The following is a 19,310-nucleotide window of genomic DNA, read 5'->3' as shown; positions in this document are numbered from 1 at the left end:
CGCGATGAACCTTTTTTTTGCTTACTTGTTAATAGGTTGTTCGCATTAACTCTCTGTTGCTATGGGTAAAAGTTATTTATTGTCGTCATTTATTGTTAATAAAAGGGAAAGATAAGTGTCATAACAGCCCTCTATGATCGCGATTCAAATTATGGAGGATATATGAATCGTAAATTTAATAAGCTGACATTATTACTGCCTATCGCGGTTAGTTCTGCTCTAGTAGGCTGTTCTCAACCAACATCACCAACGACTGCTACGCCATCTCAAACGTCACTTGATGCTTTTAGCCTTCAATGCCAATCCATCGAGCAACCAAGCGCTTCCAATGCTGAGGTAACTGGAATCAGCCTAGTTGGTCGTTCAATTGCCGACGCCCCGTTTGATACTTCTGCAGCCGAAATCGTCAGCTACGATTCATGTACCGACAAGCTTTATGTTGTGAACGCTCAAGGTCAGAAAGTTGATGTGTTATCAATGAACTCAGCTAGCGAACCAACATCTTCGGGTTCTATTGATCTTCAATCAGCGGCTGCGGCTTCGGGTATTAATATCGGTGCTGCGAACAGTGTATCGACTCATACAGGATTAGTTGCGGTCGCGATTGAGAATGCCGACAAACAACAAAACGGCATCATTGCACTTTATCGTTCAGACACGTTAGAGCTGATCACTACTTATACGGCTGGTGCATTACCGGACATGGTGAGCTTCTCGAAAGATGGTCGCTATATTGCCTCTGCAAATGAAGGTGAGCCGAATGCGGATTACAGCATTGATCCTGAAGGTTCAGTAACGCTGGTGGATTTAACCAATGGCCCTTTGCAAGCGACAGTCACTCAAATTGATTTCAACGCATTTAATCAAGGTCAGCCTCGCCATGCAGAACTGACTGACAAGGTTCGAATCTCTGCGCCCAATGCGACTGTTGCTCAAGATCTCGAACCGGAATATCTAACGTTTGCGGATAACGGAAAACTCTACGTTGCCCTTCAAGAAAACAACGCGTTGGCTGCGATTGATGTGGCGAGTGCGCAAGTGGATGCGATTCTTGGACTAGGCGGAAAGCCTTGGGATAACGCTAAGCTAGACGCGTCAAACAAAGACAAAAACATCGGTAATCTACAAAGCTACGCGATGTTAGAAGGCCTTTACATGCCAGATAGCATCACTAGCTACAGTGTTGAGGGCAACACCTACATCGTGACTGCGAACGAAGGTGATGGTCGTGAATATGGCATCAAGACTACGCAAGAAATGTGTGATGAGAAAGGTTTTGAGTGGGACGGTGACGATTATCAAGGCACAGAAAACTACACCACAGAAAAAGACTTTTGTATTGCTTATGTCGATGAAGTACGCGGCAAGAAGTTAGACGTTGATGCTAACCACCCATTAGCTGGAGCATTGAAAGACAACAAGCAACTTGCACGTCTTAAGGTGATTAAGCCACAAGGGACACTCGCTGCTGACCAAAAGGTTCAAGCATTCGGCAGCCGCTCGTTCTCTATCTGGGATGAGTCAGGCGAGCTAGTGTTTGATAGCGGCGATGATTTTGCTCGAATCGTACTTGAGCAAGATCCTGCAAACTTCAACAGCACCAATGATAACAACCAAAGCGGTGACGATCGTAGTGATGATAAAGGCGTAGAACCTGAAGCGATCGAAGTGGCTGAGATCAACGGCAAGCACTATGCCTTTATTGGACTTGAGCGCCAAGGTGGCATCATGGTTTACGACGTAACACAGCCTAAGAACGCAAGTTTCATCAGCTACTTGAACAACCGAGACTTCACACAACCAGTGTGCACTAAGGTTGATGAAGACGGTGATTGCGACAACGATACTTACAACTTTAAAGCGGGTGACCTAGGTCCTGAATCAATTAAGTATTTTACGCGTTCAGGTAGCCACTTTATCGCTGTCGGCAATGAAGTGAGCGGTAGCACATCAGTTTACCGCGTTGAGTTCTAATCTCGCTTACTGCTAGCAATTAGATTGAATCAAAATAAAAGCGCCACAACTTGTTAAGTCGTGGCGCTTTTTTAGTTCATCGCTGATTTAGTCGCGATAGCAAAGGCCTATGGCTGTTGCTTAGTTGGTGCTAGAGCAATCTCACGGATACATACGTTCTGTGGTTGTTGGTAAGCGAATGATACAGCGCGAGCAATATCGTCAGCTGCCAATACACCGCCCATGTCTTCTTTCCAAGAATCGTAACCGTCTTTGATCTCTTGAGATGTAGTGTGAGACAGAAGCTCAGTCTCAACAGCACCCGGTGCGATAGTAGTAACACGAACATTTGAAGCTGCTACTTCTTCACGAACGTTCTCAGAGATAGCGTGTACCGCGAACTTAGTACCACAGTAAGCAGCGTGGCTTGGGAATGTTTTCTTACCCGCAATTGAGCTGATGTTGATGATAGTACCTGTGTTGCGTTCCATCATAGGAGCAAGTACAGACTGCATGCCGTTTAGAAGACCAATCACGTTTACATCGAACATTGTCTTCCACTCCTGTGCGTCTTGAGTATCAATTTGACCAAGAAGCATTGCGCCAGCGTTGTTGATAAGCGCATCTACAAGACCAAACTTCTCTTCACCTTGTGCGATTGCTGCATCAAAAGACGCTTTGTCTGTTACGTCTACTTTCACTGACAGTGAATTTGGTAGGTTCAGTGTTTCAAGGCGGTCAATACGGCGAGCTAAAAGTAGCAGAGGGTGACCTTCATCGCTTAGACGACGAGCGATTGCTTCACCAATACCAGAGCTTGCACCTGTAATTACGATTAGTTTTTTCATTTTATTTCCTCTGTACTTTAATTGCGTCGGTTGGCTACGACGTATTGTTTAAGTGCATTCGAATCAAGTGCTTGTTGCCTTGCTTCGTTGCGATGGAGGTATATTAAGGAAAATAGCATTGTTGATATATAGCGCTTTACTTGAAACACTGTTGCTGTGGTGCAACAATAAAAGTGTCTATCTCATAACCTCACTAGTAAGCTGGCGGCCATGCTCAATCAAATTAACCTGTCTGATATTCGTTCTTTCGTGCTGATCGCTCGTTTAGGTAATTTCACCAAAGCGGCGGAGGAGTTGGATGTGTCTCGTTCCCACGTATCACGCCAAGTGAGTAGCCTAGAAAAGCAGATGGGTGTGACACTGTTTATCCGCACCACTCGAACCTTAAGGTTGACTCACGCAGGGCAAGATCTGTACGCGAGATGTGAACAAGCCTTAGATAATATAGACCAAGCCTTGATTGCTGCTGTGGATGACGTCGAAGAAGTACGTGGCGACATAAAAGTAAACTGTGTTGGCGGTTATCTGGGCGAGGTGATCATCGCGGATCTGGTCAATGAGTTCATGCAACTCTACCCAGACATCAGCATCAGCCTTGATTTCAGTAGTAACCGAGTCGACTTGATTGAAGACGCGTTCGATATCGCATTTCGTATGGGAAGCCTTGAAGATGCGGGCTTTATCGCGAGAAAGCTTTTGGACATCGAGATGGGAACGCTCGCAAGCCCTGAATATTTTGCTCGCAAAGGAAAGCCAAACCATCCTAAAGATCTCATTCACCATGACTGCTTAACGGGGTCTGTGCGTAAGTGGAGCTTTCAAGCTTTGGATGACACCAAGAAAACAGTCGATGTCCATGTCACGGGTAGGCTGCAATGTAAGAATGGGCGAGTGTTAGTACAGGGCGCGAAATCGGGCAACGGAATTATTCGTGTACCAACCATCTATTGCTTGCAAGAGATCAATGATGGGCAATTGGAGCAGGTGTTTAATGAGTGGATAGTGCCGAAAGTGGACTTTTCAGCGATCTATCATCGAGACCGCTATCAACCGAGCCGAATTCGAACCTTCATTGATTTTGTGAAAGGCCGTTTTGAGCAAATGCCAGTCAGCTAAATAGTGCGTGCTGTCCATTATTTGGAATAGAGTGGATTTGCTTGGGCTTACATCTCGTCGATTTCGTTTTGTAGACTTTCCAGTTGATCCAGAATCAGTAAGAACTTCTCACCAAAGGGCGTCACTTGATATTCAACTCTTGGTGGGAGTTCGTTGAACATCTGCTTATCCAAAATCCCAAACTCAACATTTCGCTTCAAGCATTCATTCAATACTTTGGTCGATAACCCTTCGACCGAGCGCACCATTTCACCGGGGCGATTAATGCCATTTGCCAGTAATTGGTAAACCGTTAGCGACCATTTACAGCCGTAGATGGTTTCGACCATACGAGCGGAACGCTCTGGTGCCGATTTTCTTGAAAAAAAGTTTTCCTGATTTTTCATAAAGATGTACCAATAAGTACCTACCTAACCGATTTGTACTTACTATTCATAGTGTTAGTTCAAAGCCTAAGATTACCACGTTCACATGACTTAGGAGATAACAAAATGAACTTCACTAAAAATGGTATTGCAGTCGTAATTGGTGGCACAAGCGGCATGGGCTTTGAAACAGCGAAGCAGTTAGTCGCTCAAAACATCCATGTGTTGGTGGTCGGCAATAACCCAACTAAGTTAGATAAAGCGGTGTCAGAGCTGCAATCGCTCGGTCATGCTTCAGGCTGGCAAGCTAACCTTTATGATGATGCAAGTGTGTCTCGTCTTATTACGCATTTAGAGTCGCTCGAAGAAGGTATTGGTTACCTTGTGAATGCGGCTGGTTACTTCAACCCTAAAGCGTTTATTGAACACCAAGAATCTGATTACGAGCAATACATGCAGCTCAATAAAGCAACCTTCTTCATCACTCAAGCTGTCAGCAAGTTGATGATCAAAAACGGTGGCGGAAACGTGGTAAATGTAGGCTCTATGTGGGCCAAACAAGCTATTAGAGCGACACCATCCTCTGCGTATTCAATGGCAAAAGCTGGCTTGCACGCTTTAACACAGCACATGGCGATGGAGCTTGCGGACTACAACATTCGCGTGAATGCGGTTTCTCCTGCTGTTGTTAAAACGCCGATTTACGAATCTTTCATCAAACCTGAAGAAGTGGATCAAGCGCTAGAAGGCTTCAACGCGTTCCATCCTATTGGTCGAGTAGGTTTGCCGAAAGACATCGCTAATAGCATCTCTTTCCTACTGTCAGACAGTGCAGATTGGGTAACGGGTGCAATCTGGGATGTTGATGGCGGAGTGATTGCTGGCCGCAATTAATTAGGATTCTTTTTAGGTGGCTATCGCGCAGGCAAAATAGCAGCGAGATAGCCTCCTTGATCAGTATTCGCGTAGAATAGAAACGAGAAAGACAACAATAATAATTAAAACGATAACAAGAGTAAGGTCGCCATTATGTTCAATATGGACTTTTCAAAGAGACTGGTTATAGAAACCGAGACATTAGATTGGGTCGCAAGCCCTGCTAAAGGGGTTTGGCGTAAGCCACTTGAAAGAGAAGAGAAAGAATCGGGCCACACGACCAGCGTGGTGAAGTACGATCCTGACTCTTCGTTTTCTGAGCACCCACATCCGCAAGGTGAAGAGATCTTCGTATTAGAGGGTGTGTTCTCTGATGAAACCGGAGATTTCCCAGCGGGCACTTATATCCGTAATCCGCCGGGCAGCGCGCATTCCCCATCCAGCAAAAATGGCTGTACGATCTTGGTTAAGCTCAACCAATTTGACGCGAGAGACTTAACTCAAGTTCGTATTAATACTTTGGAAACAGAATGGCTTCAGGGTATTGGCGGCTTACAAGTGATGCCACTGCATGAGTTCGAACACGAGCATGTCGCGTTAGTGAAGTGGCCGGTTGGCGAACGTTTTCAGCCGCATCGCCACTTTGGCGGTGAAGAGATATTTGTACTTTCTGGCACCTTTAAAGACGAACATGGTGAGTATCCAAAACACACATGGATGCGCAGCCCACACATGAGTGAGCATTTTCCTTATGTGGAAGAAGAGACGGTTATCCTAGTGAAAACAGGGCATCTGCCACTGATATGATGATTATCTCGATAAGTAAAATAGAAAGCCGCTTACTAAAAGTCAGCGGCTTTCTGCTTTCTAGTGCCTATTGAGCTTACCTAATACACATTTGAGCATTAGTAAGCAACACCAATACGTTGGCGCGGGAACTTGCCAGCTTCGAGCTCATCAATCATCGCAATAGCGTAATCGCTGACTGAAATTTTGCTGTTACCATCCTCGTCGGTGAGCAGTTGATCGCCACCAGTGCGGTAGGTCGATAGTTTCTCGCCCGGGAATATTTCTGCGGCAGGGCTAACGAACGTCCAGTTAACTTCGCTATTAGATTGCTTGAACACTTCAAGAGCTTCGCCCTGTGCTAGCGCTTCATTTTTGTAATCCGCAGGGAAGTCAGGAACAGTCACTAGCGGTACGTTTGGCGCTACTTCTAATGAGCCAGCTCCGCCAACCCAAAGTAGGCGATCGATACCGATGCTCGGTAATGTTGCCAGCAATTTAGTCGCAGTGTTTTTTACGATGTCGTGATTACCCAGAGCACGTCCGCCAATCGAAGTAATGACTGCATCAACGCCGGATAGTGCGTTTGCTAGACTTGCGGCTTCATCTTGTAAATCAAATGAACGAACCTCAACATCGCTAATCTCTACACGGCTTGCATCTCTTACAACAGCAACGACTTCGTGTCCGCGATCTTGAGCTTCTTGAGCGATGTGACTACCAATCCAACCTGATGCACCTAATACTGCAATTTTCATAATGTCTCTCCAATTATCTAATTTATTGAGTCTGTTTCTCGACAGCCATTGCAGTCTAATAGCTCACTAGGTTGCGATAAATATCATAAAATGATGTAGATTGTATCTATGTAGCTAGCTAATAGGTTTTATTCAGTGGATAAGGGAAAGTGTGATGGACAGGTTGACGGCGATGCGTAGCTTTGTTGAAGTCGCAAATTGCGCCAGTTTTACTCAAGCAGCAGAGCATTTGGACATGAGCCGTTTACAGGTTTCACGGCATGTTCAAGAGATCGAAGGGTGGTTAAAACAAAGGCTTCTGCACAGAACGACTCGTAAGGTAAGTTTGACGACAGCAGGGGAGATTGCGCTACAACGTTGCGAAAAAATACTCCATGAAACGGCGGAGCTAGAAGTCACTGCACTTAATCAAACCGATGCTCTTTCCGGAACCATTCGAATAGCAGCCCCAATTGGCTTGACTCAACATATGCTGTTGAGTGTGGTTGAACAGTTCACAGAGCTTCATCCCAGTATCACGGTAGAGCTATTTGCTTCTGACCATTTTGCTCAGCTGGTGGATGATAGAATCGATATTGCGCTGCGCTATACCGATCAACCTGACGATAGTTTGATTGCTCGAAAGCTAATGGAAATTGATTCGGTGGTGTGTGCCTCACAAGACTACCTAGACAAACACGGTGAACCTGAAACGGTTGAAGCGCTTAGACAACACAATTGTTTTCGTCATTTGAGTGTCTCTAAGTGGGATTTTGTTAAGGACAATCAACACTATTCAGTTGAGGTGTCTGGCACTATCAAGGCTAATGATGTTGGAGTGCTAACTCGCGCCGCACAGCACGGGAAAGGGGTAGTTCGTTTACCTTGTGACTTAGCCAACCCACTGATTGCGAATGGCAAATTGATACGAATATTGGATGAGTTTGTTTCACCGAGTAGTGTGCTGTGGGCGGTGTATTTGTCTCGTAGTTATCAGCTGCCGGTTGTTCGTCAGTTCATTGATTTTGCCGCAGAAGCTTGGTCTAGCGATATCAAATCTGGCGATGTTTGAAACTTCATAGACAATGATACATAGCGATAGAATTTTAAAAGCTCATAAATACAAAAATCCGATATCAATGGTGATATCGGATTTGAACTCAATAATTCAGAGTTCCAGCACGCTCTCCTCTCACGAAGTCTTTACATGTAATGATGTACGGATAATCGGGTATTTATTACCTTTTCGTTTACGTCTGGTAAAGGCTGATACAAGCTTCTCGTAATGTCGGATAATACTTGGTCGTAAACTTGCGACACGACGCTAGAGATATCACTGGTTAATTCGTACATGCTATCTGCCGGTTGGGTCGCTTCGTTACTTGATGCGATCTCTGAGAGTGCATGCATCGCTCGCGTACAAACCGGTGACCCACTACTAAGAGGGCAGATAATCGATAACTGGTTGAGTTTTCTGTGTGTCTGAGAGGCGTAGAATTTGAATCTCGCGTACTCCTCAGGCTTCTCCATATCAGGGATACACATTCGTAATTTGGCCAGGATCTCCATGCAATCTAAGATCTGTTGCCAATTCATGTGGTACTCACGGCTCATGTCTTCACGCTCAGACTGAATTAGCCAGATGATCATTACTTCATCCATCAAGAACATGCTATGGCGAATTGTTTTGCCATGAATCGATTGGTTACGCACCAAGCTACGGTTTTGCCAGTCGCTGTGCATAGCGATGAGCTTGAGGTGATAGATGCGATACATAGGGCGGCTGTCAAACGACACATGGGATTGAAGCAGCTCAGATACCTCAAGTATGTTGTCGTAAATCTCGTTCACTTTGCGAATCGAGTCGCTAGACAACTTATAAGCTAGAGCATAGTGCGTTGCCGCGCGATGTTTGCGTGATAACAACAATAATTCTCTAAGCAGAACTAAGGTTTCAAACCTGTGTGATAGCGCTGTTTGTCTCTTCCTTGAGAAATGAAACAGGGCCGCAAGTACTAATAGGGATAAACCCACTGAAATAACTACAAACATATTCAACTCCTAATATTTGTATACCTACTTAGTGGTAGTGCAGACACCATGCCAAAATAAATAAGTGTTATATTTCATTGATTTATGATTTTTCTCAAATTATGGATGATCAATCATGGTGCATGACTTCACCATTCGAGTGAATGTTTCTCATATTTTGCAGGATTTTTTGAGAGGTTACGCTTTTCTAACGATAGGTTGGGGAGGTTTCGGTAAGTAGAGACACTTTGGCGATCCATTTCAGGCTCGTTTCAAGCTACGGAAATTAAAAAGGCCTCACCCTATATACTTTTAACTAGAAAAAGCAGTAAGAGTGAGACCTTTCAATGTTCATTTCTGAGTTTCGTTAGCTTAAGAGCTAAGCGTTTAGCACTAAACGTTACGCAAGCTTAAGGTCGAACTCAGTGCGGTACATCACCATGTCTTCAATGGTCAGTACTGGCATGTTGTGTAGTTTGCCGAAAGCAACGATCTCTGGCGCTTTTGCCATCGTACCATCCGGATTGGTTACTTCACAAAGTACACCGGCAGATTGAAGACCAGCCATTTGCATAAGATCTACTGTACCTTCTGTGTGGCCGCGACGAGCAAGTACACCACCTTTACGAGCACGCAATGGGAATACGTGGCCAGGGCGAGCAAGGTCAGTAGGCTTAGCTGTTGGATTTGCAGCTGTCTTGATCGTTGTTACACGGTCAGCAGCAGAAACACCGGTCGTTACACCTACTTTCGCTTCGATAGTTACTGTAAACGCAGTTTGGTTTGCGCTGTTGTTATCAACAACCATAGGCGGAAGTTCAAGTTGGTTTGCTTGTTCGTCAGTTAGACACAAGCACACGATGCCGCTGCATTCACGGATCATTAACGCCATTTGAGCATTGGTTAGGTGTTCTACTGAGTAGATGATGTCGCCTTCGTTCTCACGATCTTCATCGTCAAGTAAAAGTACGCCACGACCTTCGCGTAGAGCTTGCAGTGCGTTTTCAACGCGAGTGATTGGTTCGCCAAATTCGGCAAGTAGTGAAGACTGATTCATGGTTAAACTCCTAAAATATCACCAGAATCAGGGCTGTATGAGGGATCTCAACGAGCACAACAAAGCCAACTCATTACAAGTCGGTTCATCATGGTTTTATCCAAAACGAAATGCACACGTCTGAGTTGGAGGCATGAACCCAATAAACAGGTGCGCCTTTCCAACTTAAACGAGTGTGTTTCCATTCTCTCTCATCCGGACTATAACCGTCGGCTCTGGCATCTCACCAGATCTGCTGACCTCGACGAATCGAGCGCTCGCGGGCTTATCTTTAGATTTTGCTAAGGACATACCGCCGGTGGGGAATTTCGCCCCGCCCTGAGAATAAAAATTAATAATTTGTTTTGCTTTGAAAGCAGACCAGATGGTAATCCTTTCGATAGTGGATTTAAAGGACTGACAGCAAAGTTTTTCAGATTCTGGCCTTATAATCCGGTAAGTGTTCACTTTATCGGCAGACCTTAGCGTGTGGTGTATAGCGGTGCGCAGGCTATGTTAGTGGGTTTTGATGTCTATATGTACACAAGTGGATGGTCTGGATTATTGGTGATGGCGTGACAGTTCATCAGCTCAATACTTAAGAGGCCCTTTAATCGATTATTGTTACACCATGACGGCTTACTGACCGTTTTGACATAAAATTGATATTGGCGATGCTAAGCTGCGATAGCATCCGACCACTTTATCTCAAAGATCTTAGCCATGACTTCTCTGTTCTCTAACAAATCCAAAGGCTTATTACTGCTCGTTTTAAGCTTGTATTCTCTAGTGCCTTTTTTGATCTTTGGATCTGACTTCGACCTTGGAAGTGCTGTATTGCCTTTCTATGGTGCAGTGATGACATTCGTGACTTATTCAGCGGGTAATCAAGGGTTCCTAATCACACTCGCGATTCTCTCTTTGTTGGTGCTGACATTAAAGTTCTCAAAAGCAAAGCTAGTGAGCCTTTGTTTGCAGCTTGGTATTTTATTGGTGTTAAGCTTTGCAGCAAAGACATTCCTTAAATCATCAACGGAGAGTCCACGCCCATATACTGAGTACTTAGTTACCCAAGAAGTGGTTGATATGCCAGAGCTGTTTTACGAGCTGCCTTTGGTAGAAAAAAATGCCGCGATTGAATCTGTGCAAGATAAGGTCAGCGAGTGGCGAACTCGTCATTGGCATGGCGAAACGGATTACTCTTTCCCATCTGGACACATGATCTTTGTCGGTGTGTGTTTGGTATTCTTTGGCGGATTGTTCCTAGAGGCGAAACGCTTTTATCTAGTCGGCGGTTTGTTGGTTTGGGCTGGTGGTGTCGCCTATAGCCGTGTTTGGCTTGGCATGCATCGACCTGAAGACTTGGCGGCGTCTATCGCCTTTGCGGGTTTAATTTATTTATTAGTGCCACTGGTGCCAACGCAAAAAATAGAACCGTTATTGCCTAAGTTCCTCAGAACGGATTAAACATTTAAGAAGAGCTTCGCTGTTAAAAGCAACTTAGTTCTTAATAGCAAGTTAGTTCCCCCAAAGCAATTTGGCTTTCGTTTAGCAAGCGGAATCTCTGGCTATTGATTGAGCCCGAGTTCTGCTTGTTTCTTTTTGGTTAGTCCCAAAGAGACGATTCGGTGAGACTCCGTGAGGTAGTATCTCAACTCGCCATCCCTTTCTGGTGTGCTCTCAAACAGCTGAATCCACTTCATTCCGCGTGAAGCAAAGTAGGGGGCAGGTTTATACCCTGGCTCTTCTTTGAGAAAATCGAAATTCCGATCAGATGCCTTGAAGATAAATGCAGGCTCGTCGTTTGGTCCCCAACCTCCAATCGCAAACACCTTGCCTCCCACTTTCCAAACGTGAGAGTTATTCCACTGCATCACGTAGCTGGTGGCTGCTTGTGATTCACAGAATGCATTGAACTCGTCGTATGTCATAGAACGCCCTTTCATAATTTGGTGGTGGATCTGTGTGTTTGTTGTTTTATCGATGTTTCTGCTTCTAGCTAGCTAAGCCTTGCCAAATAGCAGTGAAGCCGCTGATAGAACATAGTAACAAAGAGCCGATACGTATCTTCTCTTTAGGAATGCTTTGCGTCGTCAATAACGCTACCTTGTAACCCAACCAAGCGGCAGGAAGTAGCGGGATTGTGATGATCAAATGGTGCATCGTGAAGAAGCCAATTGGGATCTGTACCAGTAATGAAATGATAGAACTAAACACAAAAAACGCAGATAGGTTACCACGAAGTTGATTGGCATCTTGGTGTTGAAGTAGGAGTGCCATTGGCGGCCCACCAATACCAGAGCTGGTACCGAAGAAGCCTGAGAAGAATCCCGCGATACCCATTTTGGCAGGCGTCGGTTCTAACCTAAACGGCAGTAAGCTAACAATCACGGCGAATACAACCAATAAGCCCAACCATAGTGATAACACGCTCGTTGAAACCATCACTAACAAAGCGCCACCTGCCAGTGACCCCGGAATGCGGCCCAGCAATGCGATTTTTAATCCGCCAATAGAGATATTTGCTCGATGTTTAAAAGCGTTGAATAACGAGATAAACAGACCGATTAAACAGATAGGTGCAGGTACATAATCAGGAGAGACCAAAAACAGCAGTGGAGCTGCAACAATGGCCAAACCAAAGCCGATTGCGGTTTGCACAAATGAGCCGACAAAAATAAGTGCCATTGCGATAAGGACAGTCTGATCCATGTATTCCATAAGCCTGCGGATTAGTTTTAAAGGAGCGGGTGGATACTATAAATGAAAACTAAAATAATAGTCTTATTATTCAGTGAGCTTTATGCCAGTTTCGCTAGTTATAATTTCTACTATAACGACCAACAAAAAAGCGAGTGAGTATCTCAGGATGCTTCCTTTCAATACTCACTCGCTTTATTGGAACGACTTGTTTACGCTAGTGGGGGAGTCAGCATAAAACGTTAAGCCATTGCCAATTTCAGTCGCTCAATGGGCTTGTCATTGATTGGTAAATGGATAAGTGCTGCTGCAAATGCCAGCACCACCGTTGACCACCAGATTGGCTCGTAAGAACCGTAGTAATCGTAAATACGACCACCCACCCAAGCGCCTAAGAAGCTACCCACTTGGTGAGTAAAGAATACCAAGCCGTACAACGTTGATAGGTAACGGGCACCGAAGATCTGACGAACTAAGCCAGACGTTAGCGGAACTGTACCCAACCAACAGAATCCAATGGCCGCACCGAAGATAGCCGCGGTTGATTCAGTCACAGGCAGAGTCACAAACGCACCGATAACCACAGTACGCACTAAGTACAGTGCAGACATAACGTGGCGTTTGCTGAACTTGTCGCCCATTACACCCCAGAAGTAAGACCCGAAGATGTTGAAGATGCCAACGTAAGCCAGTGCCATTGCAGCGCTGCTCGCGGGTAGGTCTTTATCTGCTAAATAGCTCGGTAAGTGCGTTGCGATAAACATTACGTGGAAACCGCACACGAAGAAGCCCGCGTGAATCAACCAGTAACCTTTGTGAGCAAACGCTTCAGACAACGCTTCTTTGAGTGTTTGGTTCTCTTCAGCTTGCGCTTGTTTGTTTGAGGCTGCTTTAGGCGCTCGCATGAACAGCGCAAAAGAGATCATCAAACAACACAGTACGCCAAACACTTGCATCGCACTCTGCCAGTCAAATTCATTCAGCATGTATTGTGCGCCCGGAATTACCGCGAACATACCAAATGAACCTGCAGCCGTGGTTAAGCCAAACGCCTTAGCCGCGTGCTCTGCTGGTACAACTTTCGCTACTGCGCCAAGCACGATCACGTAACTTGTCGCACTCAAGCCAAGACCAATCAGTGCGCCTAACGAAACGTAAAGCATGCTCGATTCGGTAGAAATTGAGGTAAGAAGTAAACCCAAACCGTAAGCACATGCGCCAGCAATAATGATGCGTCTTGCTCCCCATTTGTCAGCGGCCATACCAACAAAAGGTTGGAACACACCGAACAATAAGTTTTGTAGAGCAATAGAGAAGCTGAAAAACTCTCGACCCGTGCCGAAATGCTCTGAAATTGGCATCATGAAAATGCCGAATGATTGTCTGATCCCTAGACTGATAATAAGTGTGCCTATCCCTAGCCATACCAGTAAAGGAAAACGGAAAATGCTCATTCTAATACTCTTAAATTAATGGTGGTGATGTGAGTGGTCTTGCGCTGACATGTGTTGGTCAGTCATCTCATGGTGATGTTCGTGCCCAGAATGATCATGCCCTGACTGCTGGTGGCAACCACTGCTTACGGCATGCTGAGCCAAGAGATCAATCAATGGCTGACTGTGATGCACAATAACCAAACTAATGACGAGGAATAACGTCATTCTGGCAAGTTGGGCAAAAAGAGATTGTGAAAACATACGGTGTTGACATGCGCTCAATGTTGTAAGAAGTCGCGCATCATAGTGATGAGTCGGGTATGTATCAAATGACCATTTGTGATGTAGTCTATGCGTTTTATGCATAGATTGTCGCTTGATTGGAATTGGTATAAAACGCGCTCAATAAATAAGAAAACTTGAAGCTCGTTAGTTAATAGAAACAAGTATCTAATTAAGAATGAAAGTCTAAATTAAGGCTTATAACTAGCTGTTTAATTTAAAGTTTCACAAAGCTGTAAAAACTAATATACAAACTAATCACTAAGCAACATTGCTCGTTCACTCGACTTATCTGTCAAACATCGTAAATTTGGGCATAAATCGTTTCAAGACTACTGAAACGCGATGTTAAAAGATTCAGGGAGAGTCATTCACATGGATAAAGATCATAATCTTCGCGAAAACTTACTGGCACTGATCTTAGGTAGCGCATTGGTTTCACTCGGCGTTATCTTTTTCAACCAAGTCGGTTTGCTCACCGGGGGCACGGCTGGTCTAGCGATCTTCATTACCAAAGTAACAGATTTGAGCTTTGGCCAAGTATTCTTCGCACTTAACTTACCTTTCTATATTTTGTCGGTTGCTCGTATGGGCTGGCGCTTCACAATCAATACGTTTATCGCGGTTTCGATTGTTTCGTTCGCCGTGGATCACTTGTATCACGTGATTCAAATTGCCGAAATTCATGCATTGTATGCAGCTTTACTTGGTGGTGGCTTGATTGGTACCGGCATGCTGGTGATTTTCCGTCACAAGATGAGCTTAGGTGGCTTCAACATTCTGGCGTTGTTCTTACAAGAACGTTTTGGAATTCGAGCAGGTAAGGTTCAGATGGCATTAGACTGCACGATTGTTGTGCTTTCTCTGTTCATTGTTGATGTGTCATTGGTTCTTCTGTCTGTGCTTGGTGCGATAGTCACCAACTTGATTCTAGCAATGAATCATAAACCGGGGCGCTATCAACCTGTGGTAAAAGCGGAAGCAGCATAGTTCGGTTCGCTCAAGCTCTAGACTTGCTTAAGTAAAGAGTGATTTGCAGATTATGAAAACAACAAAGCCAGCATTAATTGCTGGCTTTGTTCTATTGAAATAACGGATTCGATGTAACGATTAACACTTGCCGCAGCTGGCGTTCGGCTTAAGCTCGCAATCAATCACATTGCCTTGTTGATCAAGGGACAAGTTACAACACTCTTCAAACAGGTTCTTAAGATCAGCACGGCTTTTTTGCACGCGGGATTTAACCGTTGAATAGCTGACGTTCTGCGCTTCTGCGATCTCTTTTTGGCTTTGGCCTTTGATGTCGACCGCAAGCAGTAGCGATGAACTTTGTTCTGGCAATGCCTGAATAAAAGGTTCAATACACAATGAAAGTTTCTGCTTAAATTCAGAGTCGTGGTCTAAATCGGTAAACCACAGATCTTCAGCATCAATTTGGCTATCACGTTGTTGGCGTGCATGCTTACGGTAGAAGTCGATAATGGTGTTGTTGGCTAACTGGAACAGCCAAGCCTTAACACTGCTAGCATCTTGTACCTTATCTAAGTTCTGATAGGTCTTAATCAAGATATCTTGGAGCAAGTCGTCTACATCCGCAGAGTTGTTGACCTTTGAATGCAGGAATGACTTTAATGCTTGCTGATACTCGGCCCAGACTTGTTCGAGCTTCAAAGGTGCATTAGTTGCACTGTTCATTTACGCAACATTCGTCTTGTAAGAAATCAATCACACCTTCTAGGCACTCATACTCCGCCACGCAGAATAGAGTTCTTCCTTCTCGTCTTTGGCTGATTAGGCCCGCAGACGCCAAGCTTGATATGTGGTGAGACAAGGTAGAACCGGGAATGCCTAGCTCTTCTTGTAGGCCGCCAACTGCAATGCCTTGGTAGCCAGCTTTAACGACACTCTTATAAATGGTTAGGCGAATAGGGTGCCCCAACTCTTTAAGTGCTTTCGCAACGACTTCTAAGTTCATATTAACTCCTCAAGATTTAATTTCGATGTTAGTCGAAATGTATGTCGAATTCAAATTTAAAAACGGTGTCTGTGTAAGTTATTGAAAAACTGTGTTTTCGAAAATCATTTCGATTTTTATCGAAATAATGCTTGTTCTGGAGCTGTTTATTTTCATAATTCGAGAATATTCGAAATTAAGGGTTGGTTACTTTTCTCATAGAGCCCGACCTTCAATCCAGTTTGGAGTTAATTATGAGCAATGAAATGTTAACAATGCTGAAAGACGCACTTGATATGTTCGCTTTCTTAGCAGTAGAGCTAATTATCCTTTTCTTAGCGATCAGCTACATTGTTGGGATTCTTCAAGAGTTCCTTACACCAGAAAAGATTCAATCTATCCTGAGCTCACGTAATGGTAAGGGTTATGTAGTAGCAGCACTACTGGGTGCAATTACACCTTTCTGTTCATGTTCGACCATTCCTTTCTTAAAAGGATTGCTGCGTGCAAGAGCGGGTTTCGGTCCAATGATGGTGTTCCTATTTGGTAGCCCACTATTGAACCCAGTGATCATTGGTTTGTTTGTGATTACCTTCGGTTGGCAAGTTGCTGTGTTCTACTTCCTTGTAGCAATGACGGTGTCTGTAGTGGCTGGTTACGCACTTGAGAAGCTTGGCTTTGAGCGTTACGTAAAACCTGAAGCGTATGAATCAACAGGTTCAGCTTCAAGCTGTGGCACTAGCTGTGGTGACTCTGCTCCTAAGAAAGCAGCACCGGTTAAAGCAGAATCTTCATGTGGTACAAGTGCATGTGGCGAACCCGCACCCGTAATGGCGAAAGAGACATCTTGCTGCGATTCTAAAAAAGAAGAGCCACAAGTAACGGTTTCATGCTGTTCAGCGGATGGAAGCGCAACAGCTGAAATCGTAGAGAAGAAAGAACCTAGCCGTTGGATGAGAATTTGGTTCTCAACTTGGAAAGATTTTAAACAAGTTTTCCCTTACCTAATGATGGGTATCGCGATTGGTTCATTCATCTACGGCTTCATTCCTACAGACCTTATTGCACAGTACGCTGGTGAAGGTATGTGGTATGCGATTCCAGTAGCAGCCGTGATTGGTATTCCACTGTATATTCGTGCTGAAGCGGTAATCCCACTAAGTGCAGCTCTAGTACAGAAAGGCATGGCGCTGGGTTCAGTTATGGCATTGATCATTGGTAGTGCAGGTGCAAGTTTGACGGAAGTTATCCTGCTTAAATCAATCTTCAAGAACCAAATGATTGCAGCATTCCTATTCGTTATCCTAAGCATGGCGATGGGTGCAGGCTTCCTATACAGCTTCATCTTTGGTTAATCAGGTCTGATTTCGAGATAACACCATCGATACGAAAATATAGCTAATAAAAAAGAGCTCACCTTGTTGAGCTCTTTTTGTTTAGCTTATCAGTCCGGAGGCTAGAAACCGCGAATATCCAGCTCATTATTGATCAATACAACGCACTGAGAAGCAAACAGCATGTTCGGGCCTAAGCTGATCTTTTCTGTTCCTAAGCGCTTTAAGCTGTTGTAGCTTTTCTTCGGCATTGGGATGTGGTCAGTCAGAAGGAAACATGGGTTTTCCGCAATCTCTGCATCACGGATAAAGTCGCCTTTTTTATCCATCATGTACAGCTGGTGGTCTTCAGCCAGTTCTTTGACTAGTTTTTCAAAGCTCATAGTGCGAACGACGATTCCCGGTTCAACCTGACGAGTCTGCTCTTTGGTCATACCTTGAGAAGCATCAACCGCTCTTACTACCGCTGATAACAATGCCGATTCATGAAAGCCACCAATGTTGGTGATCTCATTTGAATCGAAAGTGATCGTACGTGAAAAGTCTTTAGTACTTTCTAATACAAGGTGTACGGTGACATTCTCACGGTGAGATTGAGCAACGAAGATCGTGTTCATCAGAGTATGAGCCAGAATCTCAGTATGAGCATCTTGCCCAACACCTTCTAAGATAAGTTTGCTCTCTGTAGGGGCTGCGCGAGCGCGTAATACAAATGAACGCATGGAATGTACCTTGTCAGTATGTGATAAAGCGAAACGGGCTTTATCAACATGAATTGATGAATAACCAAAATTGTGGCGGTATGTAACTCTTTTCTATTAATGAAGTCAAATAGAGTTGCGTATAGCGCCAACCAGAAGAACTCTGCGTATTAAATAGAGAATGACCACATTACAAGATGGTAAGGGTTGAAGCGACCCAATGTTTACGTAGATAGTATGCGCAAATTATTAGGTGACTTACATAAGGAAGTAGTCGATGAAGTTACAGAAGATCAATAAAGAAGAATATAGAAAGAAGATGAACCTGCTGTTGGTTTCGTTGGTTGGGTCACTCGCAGTGTTCGCCATTGTATTCGGAACCATACTGATCGAGCTATTCGGTTCAGGGCAATCAATCGCAGGCGAATCGACAGGTAATGTCCACTTGAACGTATTAGGTGTGATCTTATCAGTCGCATTGAATGCATTTATCGCGAGCCGTGTGAAAGGGCATGATTACTTCAAAGAAGCGCTTTATGTATGGAACCTTAAACAAATCCATAATCAAATCTATCGTAAGCTCAAGCGTATTCAACCCAAAGCTGAGCAAGGCGACCGAGACGCGCTGACCATCCTTTATTTCTATTACACCACGCAAAAACAGGTATACGACCTAGACAACAACACATTGACGATAAAAACAGTTCAGCAATCGCTAGATAACATCCTAGAAGTGAGTGAGAAATGGAGCATTGAGCTAGATATAGAGGTATTTTCGAAAGATTTAGTCGCAAAATTTTAAGTGATAAGCCTGTAATTGTATGAGCTTTGACCTGTGAAAGACGCTTTTTGACGTAAAAATAGACACTTAAGCAACTTTTTTGAATTTTTATCAAAAAAGGGGTTGCCATGTTTACGATGATCTCTATAATGCCGCCTCACTGACACGGCAGACGCCACAAGGCTTCAGCGGTAATCAGTAAGACGGAAAGTTCGAAACAAATTAATTTTAAAAGTGTTTGACACTTAAGATTAAATCGCTAGAATTCACGTCCGCTTTCAAGGGTTTCTTTGTAAAAAGAAAGTTTCGATAAGCAAAGCTCTTTAACAATTTAAACCTATCAATCTGTGTGGGCACTCGTTGATGAATATCGA

General features: G+C 44.3%; 21 protein-coding genes and 1 riboswitch. Of the genes, 10 read left to right on the top strand and 11 right to left on the bottom strand.

Features of this window, described 5'->3' with window-relative positions; translation table 11 throughout:
- Positions 1 to 162: 162 nt before the first annotated feature.
- On the top strand, positions 163 to 1,974 hold the full coding sequence (locus AB4167_RS06165) for a choice-of-anchor I family protein (RefSeq protein ID WP_372136295.1): 1,812 nt from the start codon (positions 163 to 165) through the stop codon (positions 1,972 to 1,974).
- Positions 1,975 to 2,081: 107 nt separating this feature from the next.
- Here AB4167_RS06165 and AB4167_RS06160 read toward each other — a convergent pair whose 3' ends face one another.
- Positions 2,082 to 2,801, bottom strand: coding sequence for an SDR family oxidoreductase (locus tag AB4167_RS06160; RefSeq protein WP_372136294.1), 720 nt, complete (start codon positions 2,799 to 2,801; stop codon positions 2,082 to 2,084).
- 210 nt (positions 2,802 to 3,011) lie between these two features.
- On the opposite strand from AB4167_RS06160, the gene AB4167_RS06155 reads away from it, so the two are divergent.
- Entirely contained in the window at positions 3,012 to 3,917 is a 906-nt protein-coding gene (locus tag AB4167_RS06155) for a LysR family transcriptional regulator (protein ID WP_136974130.1), read from the top strand.
- Between the two features lie 47 nt (positions 3,918 to 3,964).
- Here AB4167_RS06155 and AB4167_RS06150 read toward each other — a convergent pair whose 3' ends face one another.
- A complete protein-coding gene (locus AB4167_RS06150; RefSeq protein WP_004741127.1) occupies positions 3,965 to 4,303 on the bottom strand; it encodes a helix-turn-helix domain-containing protein in 339 nt (112 codons plus the stop codon).
- Positions 4,304 to 4,408: 105 nt separating this feature from the next.
- Here AB4167_RS06150 and AB4167_RS06145 point away from each other — a divergent pair, with 105 nt between their 5' ends.
- Both AB4167_RS06145 and AB4167_RS06140 read left to right on the top strand, forming a co-directional pair.
- On the top strand, positions 4,409 to 5,176 hold the full coding sequence (locus AB4167_RS06145) for an SDR family NAD(P)-dependent oxidoreductase (RefSeq protein ID WP_065584096.1): 768 nt from the start codon (positions 4,409 to 4,411) through the stop codon (positions 5,174 to 5,176).
- A gap of 135 nt (positions 5,177 to 5,311) precedes the next feature.
- Positions 5,312 to 5,965, top strand: a complete 654-nt coding sequence (locus AB4167_RS06140; RefSeq protein ID WP_372136293.1) for a cupin domain-containing protein — start codon at positions 5,312 to 5,314, stop codon at positions 5,963 to 5,965.
- Positions 5,966 to 6,063: 98 nt separating this feature from the next.
- On the opposite strand, the gene AB4167_RS06135 is transcribed toward AB4167_RS06140, so the two are convergent.
- Positions 6,064 to 6,702 (bottom strand): NAD(P)-dependent oxidoreductase, encoded by a 639-nt coding sequence (locus tag AB4167_RS06135; RefSeq protein WP_017067752.1) that lies wholly within the window; start codon positions 6,700 to 6,702, stop codon positions 6,064 to 6,066.
- A gap of 154 nt (positions 6,703 to 6,856) precedes the next feature.
- Here AB4167_RS06135 and AB4167_RS06130 point away from each other — a divergent pair, with 154 nt between their 5' ends.
- Complete coding sequence (locus AB4167_RS06130; RefSeq protein WP_372136292.1) at positions 6,857 to 7,753, top strand: LysR substrate-binding domain-containing protein; 897 nt, start codon at positions 6,857 to 6,859, stop codon at positions 7,751 to 7,753.
- Between the two features lie 131 nt (positions 7,754 to 7,884).
- Here the strand turns inward: AB4167_RS06130 and AB4167_RS06125 are convergent, their stop codons facing one another.
- Together AB4167_RS06125 and ribB are read right to left on the bottom strand one after the other, a co-directional pair.
- Positions 7,885 to 8,733, bottom strand: a complete 849-nt coding sequence (locus AB4167_RS06125) for a hypothetical protein (protein WP_372136291.1) — start codon at positions 8,731 to 8,733, stop codon at positions 7,885 to 7,887.
- A 379-nt stretch (positions 8,734 to 9,112) separates the two neighbouring features.
- On the bottom strand, positions 9,113 to 9,769 hold the full coding sequence (gene ribB / locus AB4167_RS06120; RefSeq protein WP_017054827.1) for a 3,4-dihydroxy-2-butanone-4-phosphate synthase: 657 nt from the start codon (positions 9,767 to 9,769) through the stop codon (positions 9,113 to 9,115).
- 179 nt (positions 9,770 to 9,948) lie between these two features.
- Positions 9,949 to 10,099: riboswitch (FMN riboswitch) on the bottom strand.
- Between the two features lie 372 nt (positions 10,100 to 10,471).
- Here ribB and AB4167_RS06115 point away from each other — a divergent pair.
- Positions 10,472 to 11,215, top strand: a complete 744-nt coding sequence (locus AB4167_RS06115) for a phosphatase PAP2 family protein (protein WP_372136290.1) — start codon at positions 10,472 to 10,474, stop codon at positions 11,213 to 11,215.
- Between the two features lie 101 nt (positions 11,216 to 11,316).
- On the opposite strand, the gene AB4167_RS06110 is transcribed toward AB4167_RS06115, so the two are convergent.
- From AB4167_RS06110 to AB4167_RS06100, 3 genes are all read right to left on the bottom strand, one after another.
- Entirely contained in the window at positions 11,317 to 11,679 is a 363-nt protein-coding gene (locus AB4167_RS06110; RefSeq protein WP_372111286.1) for an MmcQ/YjbR family DNA-binding protein, read from the bottom strand.
- A 64-nt stretch (positions 11,680 to 11,743) separates the two neighbouring features.
- On the bottom strand, positions 11,744 to 12,469 hold the full coding sequence (locus AB4167_RS06105) for a sulfite exporter TauE/SafE family protein (protein WP_372128359.1): 726 nt from the start codon (positions 12,467 to 12,469) through the stop codon (positions 11,744 to 11,746).
- A gap of 221 nt (positions 12,470 to 12,690) precedes the next feature.
- Positions 12,691 to 13,902 carry an MFS transporter gene (locus tag AB4167_RS06100; protein WP_372136289.1) on the bottom strand — a complete coding sequence of 404 codons (1,212 nt, stop codon included), beginning with the start codon at positions 13,900 to 13,902 and terminating at the stop codon, positions 12,691 to 12,693.
- A 29-nt stretch (positions 13,903 to 13,931) separates the two neighbouring features.
- Between AB4167_RS06100 and AB4167_RS06095 the strand changes: the two genes are divergently transcribed.
- On the top strand, positions 13,932 to 14,081 hold the full coding sequence (locus tag AB4167_RS06095; protein ID WP_017061698.1) for a hypothetical protein: 150 nt from the start codon (positions 13,932 to 13,934) through the stop codon (positions 14,079 to 14,081).
- Positions 14,082 to 14,541: 460 nt separating this feature from the next.
- Entirely contained in the window at positions 14,542 to 15,156 is a 615-nt protein-coding gene (locus AB4167_RS06090) for a YitT family protein (RefSeq protein WP_017065874.1), read from the top strand.
- A 120-nt stretch (positions 15,157 to 15,276) separates the two neighbouring features.
- On the opposite strand, the gene sigZ is transcribed toward AB4167_RS06090, so the two are convergent.
- Together sigZ and AB4167_RS06080 are read right to left on the bottom strand one after the other, a co-directional pair.
- Positions 15,277 to 15,861 (bottom strand): RNA polymerase sigma factor SigZ, encoded by a 585-nt coding sequence (sigZ, locus tag AB4167_RS06085; RefSeq protein WP_017061700.1) that lies wholly within the window; start codon positions 15,859 to 15,861, stop codon positions 15,277 to 15,279.
- The gene (locus tag AB4167_RS06080; RefSeq protein ID WP_004733042.1) at positions 15,845 to 16,141 is read right to left on the bottom strand and encodes a helix-turn-helix transcriptional regulator; all 297 of its coding nucleotides are present in this window, start codon (positions 16,139 to 16,141) and stop codon (positions 15,845 to 15,847) included. The genes sigZ and AB4167_RS06080 overlap by 17 nt, the downstream gene beginning before the upstream one ends.
- A 233-nt stretch (positions 16,142 to 16,374) precedes the next feature.
- On the opposite strand from AB4167_RS06080, the gene AB4167_RS06075 reads away from it, so the two are divergent.
- On the top strand, positions 16,375 to 17,475 hold the full coding sequence (locus AB4167_RS06075; RefSeq protein ID WP_017070391.1) for a permease: 1,101 nt from the start codon (positions 16,375 to 16,377) through the stop codon (positions 17,473 to 17,475).
- 101 nt (positions 17,476 to 17,576) lie between these two features.
- Here AB4167_RS06075 and trmY read toward each other — a convergent pair whose 3' ends face one another.
- Positions 17,577 to 18,176, bottom strand: coding sequence for a tRNA (pseudouridine(54)-N(1))-methyltransferase TrmY (gene trmY / locus AB4167_RS06070; RefSeq protein ID WP_017061702.1), 600 nt, complete (start codon positions 18,174 to 18,176; stop codon positions 17,577 to 17,579).
- Positions 18,177 to 18,432: 256 nt separating this feature from the next.
- Between trmY and AB4167_RS06065 the strand changes: the two genes are divergently transcribed.
- Positions 18,433 to 18,957, top strand: a complete 525-nt coding sequence (locus AB4167_RS06065; protein WP_372136288.1) for a DUF3087 family protein — start codon at positions 18,433 to 18,435, stop codon at positions 18,955 to 18,957.
- Positions 18,958 to 19,310: the final 353 nt, after the last annotated feature.

Source organism: Vibrio sp. 10N.286.49.E11 (genome assembly GCF_041469505.1).
GTDB lineage: Bacteria > Pseudomonadota > Gammaproteobacteria > Enterobacterales > Vibrionaceae > Vibrio > Vibrio crassostreae_C.
This window is presented reverse-complemented; position numbering and strand designations above follow the sequence as displayed.

Coding starts and splice junctions, on each gene's coding strand:
- AB4167_RS06100 (WP_372136289.1), bottom strand. CDS start 13,902: ATGAGCATTTTCCGTTTTCCTTTACTGGTATGGCTAGGGATAGGCACA.
- sigZ (WP_017061700.1), bottom strand. CDS start 15,861: ATGAACAGTGCAACTAATGCACCTTTGAAGCTCGAACAAGTCTGGGCC.
- AB4167_RS06160 (WP_372136294.1), bottom strand. CDS start 2,801: ATGAAAAAACTAATCGTAATTACAGGTGCAAGCTCTGGTATTGGTGAA.
- AB4167_RS06065 (WP_372136288.1), top strand. CDS start 18,433: ATGAAGTTACAGAAGATCAATAAAGAAGAATATAGAAAGAAGATGAAC.
- AB4167_RS06135 (WP_017067752.1), bottom strand. CDS start 6,702: ATGAAAATTGCAGTATTAGGTGCATCAGGTTGGATTGGTAGTCACATC.
- AB4167_RS06110 (WP_372111286.1), bottom strand. CDS start 11,679: ATGACATACGACGAGTTCAATGCATTCTGTGAATCACAAGCAGCCACC.
- AB4167_RS06165 (WP_372136295.1), top strand. CDS start 163: ATGAATCGTAAATTTAATAAGCTGACATTATTACTGCCTATCGCGGTT.
- AB4167_RS06080 (WP_004733042.1), bottom strand. CDS start 16,141: ATGAACTTAGAAGTCGTTGCGAAAGCACTTAAAGAGTTGGGGCACCCT.
- AB4167_RS06125 (WP_372136291.1), bottom strand. CDS start 8,733: ATGTTTGTAGTTATTTCAGTGGGTTTATCCCTATTAGTACTTGCGGCC.
- AB4167_RS06140 (WP_372136293.1), top strand. CDS start 5,312: ATGTTCAATATGGACTTTTCAAAGAGACTGGTTATAGAAACCGAGACA.
- trmY (WP_017061702.1), bottom strand. CDS start 18,176: ATGCGTTCATTTGTATTACGCGCTCGCGCAGCCCCTACAGAGAGCAAA.
- AB4167_RS06115 (WP_372136290.1), top strand. CDS start 10,472: ATGACTTCTCTGTTCTCTAACAAATCCAAAGGCTTATTACTGCTCGTT.
- AB4167_RS06150 (WP_004741127.1), bottom strand. CDS start 4,303: ATGAAAAATCAGGAAAACTTTTTTTCAAGAAAATCGGCACCAGAGCGT.
- AB4167_RS06105 (WP_372128359.1), bottom strand. CDS start 12,469: ATGGAATACATGGATCAGACTGTCCTTATCGCAATGGCACTTATTTTT.
- AB4167_RS06090 (WP_017065874.1), top strand. CDS start 14,542: ATGGATAAAGATCATAATCTTCGCGAAAACTTACTGGCACTGATCTTA.
- AB4167_RS06130 (WP_372136292.1), top strand. CDS start 6,857: ATGGACAGGTTGACGGCGATGCGTAGCTTTGTTGAAGTCGCAAATTGC.
- AB4167_RS06155 (WP_136974130.1), top strand. CDS start 3,012: ATGCTCAATCAAATTAACCTGTCTGATATTCGTTCTTTCGTGCTGATC.
- ribB (WP_017054827.1), bottom strand. CDS start 9,769: ATGAATCAGTCTTCACTACTTGCCGAATTTGGCGAACCAATCACTCGC.
- AB4167_RS06145 (WP_065584096.1), top strand. CDS start 4,409: ATGAACTTCACTAAAAATGGTATTGCAGTCGTAATTGGTGGCACAAGC.
- AB4167_RS06075 (WP_017070391.1), top strand. CDS start 16,375: ATGAGCAATGAAATGTTAACAATGCTGAAAGACGCACTTGATATGTTC.